Below are 5193 nucleotides of genomic sequence, written 5' to 3' on the forward strand. Positions count from 1 at the left end.
GACGCAGCGGACCATCGAGGAGATCACCGCCCGGGTCGAGGAGAACGTCCAGACCTTCCAGCAGATCGTCGCCTCGACCAACCAGCAGCAGCTCGGCATCGAGCAGGTGATGGGCGCGCTCCAGAACATCCGGCAGGCCAGCCAGCAGACGGCGGCGGGGACGCGGCAGGTGGAGGCGGCCTCGGCCAACCTCACCGAACTCGCCCAGGCCCTCATGGCCCTCGCCGAGCGATATCGGCACTGAGGCGGCGGACCGTCGATCCCCATCCATCGGCGGCGATCGCAGGGATGGCCTCTGCGCTTCCAGACCGCGAACATGGGCGCGGCCCGCATCGCTGCGGATCCCTCGTCGCAACGGTCGACGGTCAGAACCGAGCGCGGCCTCGCGCTGGGATGTGGCGGCGCACGGCGACGGACCGAGCCGGACGACGACGCCTGATGCGTTCCGCCGCTCAGCCGCGATGGCGCGGCCGATGCGCGGCCTGCCGCCGCCGAGCGGCCCTGACGCGCGTGATGTCGATCATGCCCACCGGCCGAGGCGGCGCTTCGCTCGTGAACGGCATGCGGCTGCGGACATCGCCATAATAGTCCGATCCGCCCATCCCGAATCCACCGGCGACGACGGGTCCCTCCAGGCCGGCCTCCCCGGCGGTGGCGCCGGTGACGATGAGGGCAAGGAATGTGGCGGCAAGGAAGGGGCGCATGGCCGCATGTGCGGCCTGCGCTGCGGCAGCTTTGCGACAGCGGAGGTCACGATTCCGTGCGGGCCGCCCGACAACCCGGGACGCCTAATTGTCGACGCGTCCATACCGGGTGGGATGCGGGTGCGACTTCTGCCAGCCGGTCCGGCCCTGCAGCAAACCGACCTCCAGAAAATGGACCAGCGGATTGACGTCGGCCGCGCGGACATCCGGGTTGGCGTTGAGATAGCCGTCGGTGCTGAATTGCCCGCTCGGGTCCCGGCCTTCCCGCCATCCGAAATCCAGGTAATGACGCGTCGGCCCAAGGGGATATCGGGACGTGTCGGGGTACCAATTCCGGTAATAATCCGCGTCAAAACCGGGAAGGGAACATTCCAAATATCGCTCAGGTCTGCAGTGGCCGCGGATATGGGCTTCGATCTGTAGGGCGATCGCCCCGTAGTCCCGTAGCCGCACCCCATCGATGAACGCGTCGTCCTCGGACAAGCCGAACCGGGCGCCGCGCAACGACGTGAACGGATCGCAGAACGACACGCCCCGGTACTCGCTGACAGCGCGCAGGAGCTCCGAATAGACCTCGACCGTCTCGGGATCGCGTTCCGACGCCATCGACACCGGTGTCGGGGGCAACGCCGTCACGTACGGATCGAGCGTCCACGTCTGGAGGCGCTCGACGATGCGGACCGCTTGGCGAAAGAACTCATCGGTCGCCGCCTTCGACAGCGCCGATCGATGGCGGATGTCGTTCGTTCCGATGATCAGCACTGCGAGGGAGCCCGGCAAGGGCTGCCTCAACAGATCGAGAGCGCGGTTGTAGGAGCGGACCGTCGCCCCGGCGATGCCCGCATTGAGGACGGTGCGGGGTGCCAGAACGCGCGGCAGATGGGACGCATGCGAGTCACCCGCCAGGATGATGCATCCGCTGGGCGCGGCGTCGAACGCAGCTTGGATGTGGCCGATATTGTGACGTCGAAGGGCAGCGCTGCGAAATGCTCTCACGGCCCCTGACAAGCGCATCCAATCCAGACCACGATCCCCGCGTCGCGCATCGTAGGGGGTTCAATTTTCGTAAGTCCAGTCCTTCTTCGGCGCGTCACCACCTTTCGCTCCCTACCGCCGTCTCTCGGCCCGGGGCGTTCGCGGTGGGCGGATGATAAACGGTCGCAGTCGAGGGAACCGTATTCACCATCGGGCAGTTGTGGGCTCCGCTCCGTACGTGCCATGCACCGATCCCCGCCGGCGGAGTCGACCGCCACGATTCTTTTTCCTGCCCTCGCCTTTGTCGGATCATATGGTTCGCGGCTACTTATCGTTCACGCCCTTCAAGCTCCGAGATCTTCATCCGCTGCCGGTGAGGCGCCGGCATGTCTTCTTCATCCACGGATTCGACGCCCGCAGCGGCGTCCGCTTTCCCACGTTCTTCAAACGGGAGCTCGCCCGTCACACGACCCGCTTCGGTCTGATGCCCCGCGCCGTCTCGGAAATCCGGATCAGCGCCGATGGGCTGAGCCGGATCTGGGCGGTCAGCGCGCCGGCGGACGGCGAGGGCGCCGCGGTCCGGATTCAGACACTGATCTGGAGTGATATCATCCGGTCGGATCTGGAACGGTCCCTGTCGCGGAAGCTGGCGCTGCTCGCGCGCAGCGTCTTGGCGGGGATCGTGCAGGGACTGATCTTCAAGACATCCCGTTTCGGGCTGCCCTACACCCTTCTGACGGCGTTTCCCTTTTTCGTCGTGTTCATAGCCCCGATCCTGCTGATCGCGGCCGGCCTCGCGATCTACGCGGCGGTCAGTCGGTTTCCGATCGCGGAACCCGCATGGGCGGCTCTGCCGCTCGCCCTGGCCGCGCTGGCGGGTCTGTCCTTCGTCAGGAGGGCGCTCGGGCGGCTGTTCTTCTGGCACATCCTGAGCATCTGCATCTTCTTCTGGCAACATGCGAACGGTCGACGACCGGACTACGAGGCGCGTGTCGCGGCCTTCGCGGAACAGATCCTGACCGAGATGGCCCACTGGCGCGCTCACCCCGCGGACGCCCCCGACGAGGTCATGATCATCGGACATTCCCTCGGCGCCACCATGGCGGTCGAGGTCGCGGCACGGGTCCTCACGCGGCTCGGCGCCGACATTCAGGCGCATCCCAAAGTAGCGCTGGTCACGCTGGGCTCCGGGATGCCGTTCGTCGCGCTGCAGCGCCAAGCCGGCCGGATCCGGAACGACATTGCGACACTGGTCTACAGCCGGCACATCGTCTGGTGCGATTATCAGGCGCCGCAGGACTGGCTCAACTGCTACGGATTTAATCCAATCTTCGATATCGGCCTCAAGAGGCCGGCGTTTCTCGCCTACAATCCGATCATCCGGTCCGCGGGAGTCAAGGACAGGATCCCCGAGGCCGATTACAAGCGCCTACGGCTCAAGCCATTCCACATGCATTTTCAATTTCTGAAAGCGAATTTCCGCCCCGGAGAGTACGATTTCTTCGAGATGGTCCTGGGCCGTCAATCGCTGCTCGATCGCGCCCTTCGCCCGCTCTGCCGCCGCGCGGCAGCGCCGCCGCACGGCGGGTGAATATCGGTCACGGTTGAGCATTGGCCCACGTCGTCCGAGATCGAGCGCCGGTGGTATGGACGCCGGAATCGAGGATTGAGCCACCGTGAAGCCTGATTTCGACACCCTGACCGGCGCCCTCGTCGTCTTGATGTTGGCGATGGTGGGACTCACAGCCCGCTGCCATGCGGGATGGAAGGGTCCGGAAGCCCAAGCTCTGTTCATGAACGAGGCGAACCCGGCGGGTTACAACTATGCCCCCAGCGTCATAACGGAGGACGGCACCACCGATTTCTGGTGGTGCGGACAGGGCAAGACCGATGTGATCTTCCATCGCTCCTACAGCCCGCAGACAGGCTTCTCCCCGGCACAGCCCGTATTCCGACCGACGTCCGGCTCCTGGAACCGCCAGTATGTCTGCGACCCCAGCGTCATCCGCGGCCGTTTCGTCAACCCAGCAGACGGGCGGCCCTACGTCTACGCGATGTATTATTCCGGCGCGGACAACCTGCCCGGCAACAACAATCAGACGGGCCTCGCCTTCTCGAACGACAAGGTGACGTGGGTCGATTATCCGGAACCGGTCATCGCGCCGATCAATCCGGTGGTCGCACAGGGTAATTACGGCACCGGGCAGCCGGCGACCTTCGCGGATGGTCGGTCCGGCCTGTTCGTCTTCACCACCGACCTCACCGGACCGCAGGGTGTTCCAGGCTTCGGCGATCTCTACGTCCGCCACACATCGGACGGCGTGCGTTTCGGGCCACCGGTGCGGATTCCGAATGTCGCGACCGATGGGACGACCATCAATCCCAATTCCGATTTCGCCTTCGATCCGGGATCGGGGGAGGTTTACGTGATCACGGGCCTTCCGGGCCGTGCGTGCCAGCAGGTCGCTTGCAAGGATCCCGGCCGGAATCCCGACCGGGAGACCTACCAGATGGGCCTGTTCAAGATGCCGTTGACGGCGCTGCTGAGCGGTGCGCCGGCAGCCTGGACGCCCCTTGGCTACCTGAATTCCGACGTGACCGGCTTCTACCTCAATCACAGTCCGGGCTTCCAGCGCGACAGCGCGGGCAGCCTCGCCCGGTTCCTGCCGGACATCACCGTCTACTTCTCGGGGGGCGACCCGTATCCGGGCACTTGGCGGATTGCCGCCGCCAGCACTGTGCGCGGCGCCGATCGCCCTGCGCTCCAACGCGCCGTTGGACCGGGTGGGCATTGGGTCACGACCGGCTTTATCGGTCCGGGCTACACGATCGAGCGGAGTGTCGGCAGGGTGCTATCGCTTCCCGCACCCGGGACGGCACGGCTGATGAGCTGCGTCGCCGGACAGGATCACTTCCTGAGCCTGGACCTCGGGTGCGAGGGCCATACCCCCCTCGGGCAGACCGGCTACATCTACGAAGCGCGCAGGCCGGGCACCCACCCGATCTTCCGGTGCAATGCCGGGGGCCACGACCATTTCGTGTCAACCGACGCGGGCTGCGAGGGACATGTAACCGAAAGTCTGCTCGGCTACGGGCTCGACTGATCCCGGATCGGCCACGCCGTATCGGCGGGGGCGCGCAAGTGTCGGGCCTGCATCGTTGATGGCCCCGTCCCGTCATGGTCCACGCACGACAGGACTTCCTGACGCGGCACCCCTTTTACCGAGCAAGCAGCGCGTGCCCAAAAATATCCGCGCAGTTAATCCAGACTTAACCTTAATCGGTATGCTTAGGGATCCCCGAGAATCGGGTTGCTCCGGTTGGAAAGATAGCGATCCATGTCCTCCATCACCCTGTCGGCCGCCACGCGTCAGAACCTGCTCTCGCTGCAGGATACCGCCACCCTCATGGCGACCACGCAGAACCGCCTCGCCACCGGTAAGACGGTCAACTCCGCCCTCGACAACCCGACCAACTTCTTCACATCCCAGGCCCTCGACGGGCGCTCGTCGAG

At 65.4% G+C, this 5193-nt stretch carries 4 protein-coding genes and 2 pseudogenes; 4 read left to right on the forward strand and 2 right to left on the reverse strand.

All coding sequences use genetic code 11. The annotated features are described in order from the left end of the window. Positions 1-244, forward strand: a pseudogene (locus ACXJKQ_RS27275) (methyl-accepting chemotaxis protein); the annotation flags it as partial. Positions 245-452: 208 nt separating this feature from the next. On the opposite strand, the gene ACXJKQ_RS27280 reads toward ACXJKQ_RS27275, so the two are convergent. Both ACXJKQ_RS27280 and ACXJKQ_RS27285 read right to left on the reverse strand, forming a co-directional pair. Continuing rightward, a complete protein-coding gene (locus tag ACXJKQ_RS27280; protein WP_457108800.1) occupies positions 453-704 on the reverse strand; it encodes a hypothetical protein in 252 nt (83 codons plus the stop codon). Positions 705-788: 84 nt separating this feature from the next. Then, positions 789-1712, reverse strand: coding sequence for an SGNH/GDSL hydrolase family protein (locus ACXJKQ_RS27285; RefSeq protein WP_457108801.1), 924 nt, complete (start codon positions 1710-1712; stop codon positions 789-791). A 205-nt stretch (positions 1713-1917) separates the two neighbouring features. Between ACXJKQ_RS27285 and ACXJKQ_RS27290 the strand changes: the two genes are divergently transcribed. The 3 genes and pseudogenes from ACXJKQ_RS27290 to ACXJKQ_RS27300 form a co-directional block, all read left to right on the forward strand. Continuing rightward, positions 1918-3270, forward strand: a complete 1353-nt coding sequence (locus tag ACXJKQ_RS27290; protein ID WP_457108802.1) for a lipase family protein — start codon at positions 1918-1920, stop codon at positions 3268-3270. Positions 3271-3355: 85 nt separating this feature from the next. Next, entirely contained in the window at positions 3356-4783 is a 1428-nt protein-coding gene (locus tag ACXJKQ_RS27295) for a hypothetical protein (RefSeq protein WP_457108803.1), read from the forward strand. A 234-nt stretch (positions 4784-5017) separates the two neighbouring features. Continuing rightward, positions 5018-5193: pseudogene (locus tag ACXJKQ_RS27300) on the forward strand (flagellin); the annotation flags it as partial.

This window comes from Methylobacterium sp. P5_C11, from assembly GCF_054049775.1.

Coding starts and splice junctions, on each gene's coding strand:
- ACXJKQ_RS27280 (WP_457108800.1), bottom strand. CDS start 704: ATGCGCCCCTTCCTTGCCGCCACATTCCTTGCCCTCATCGTCACCGGC.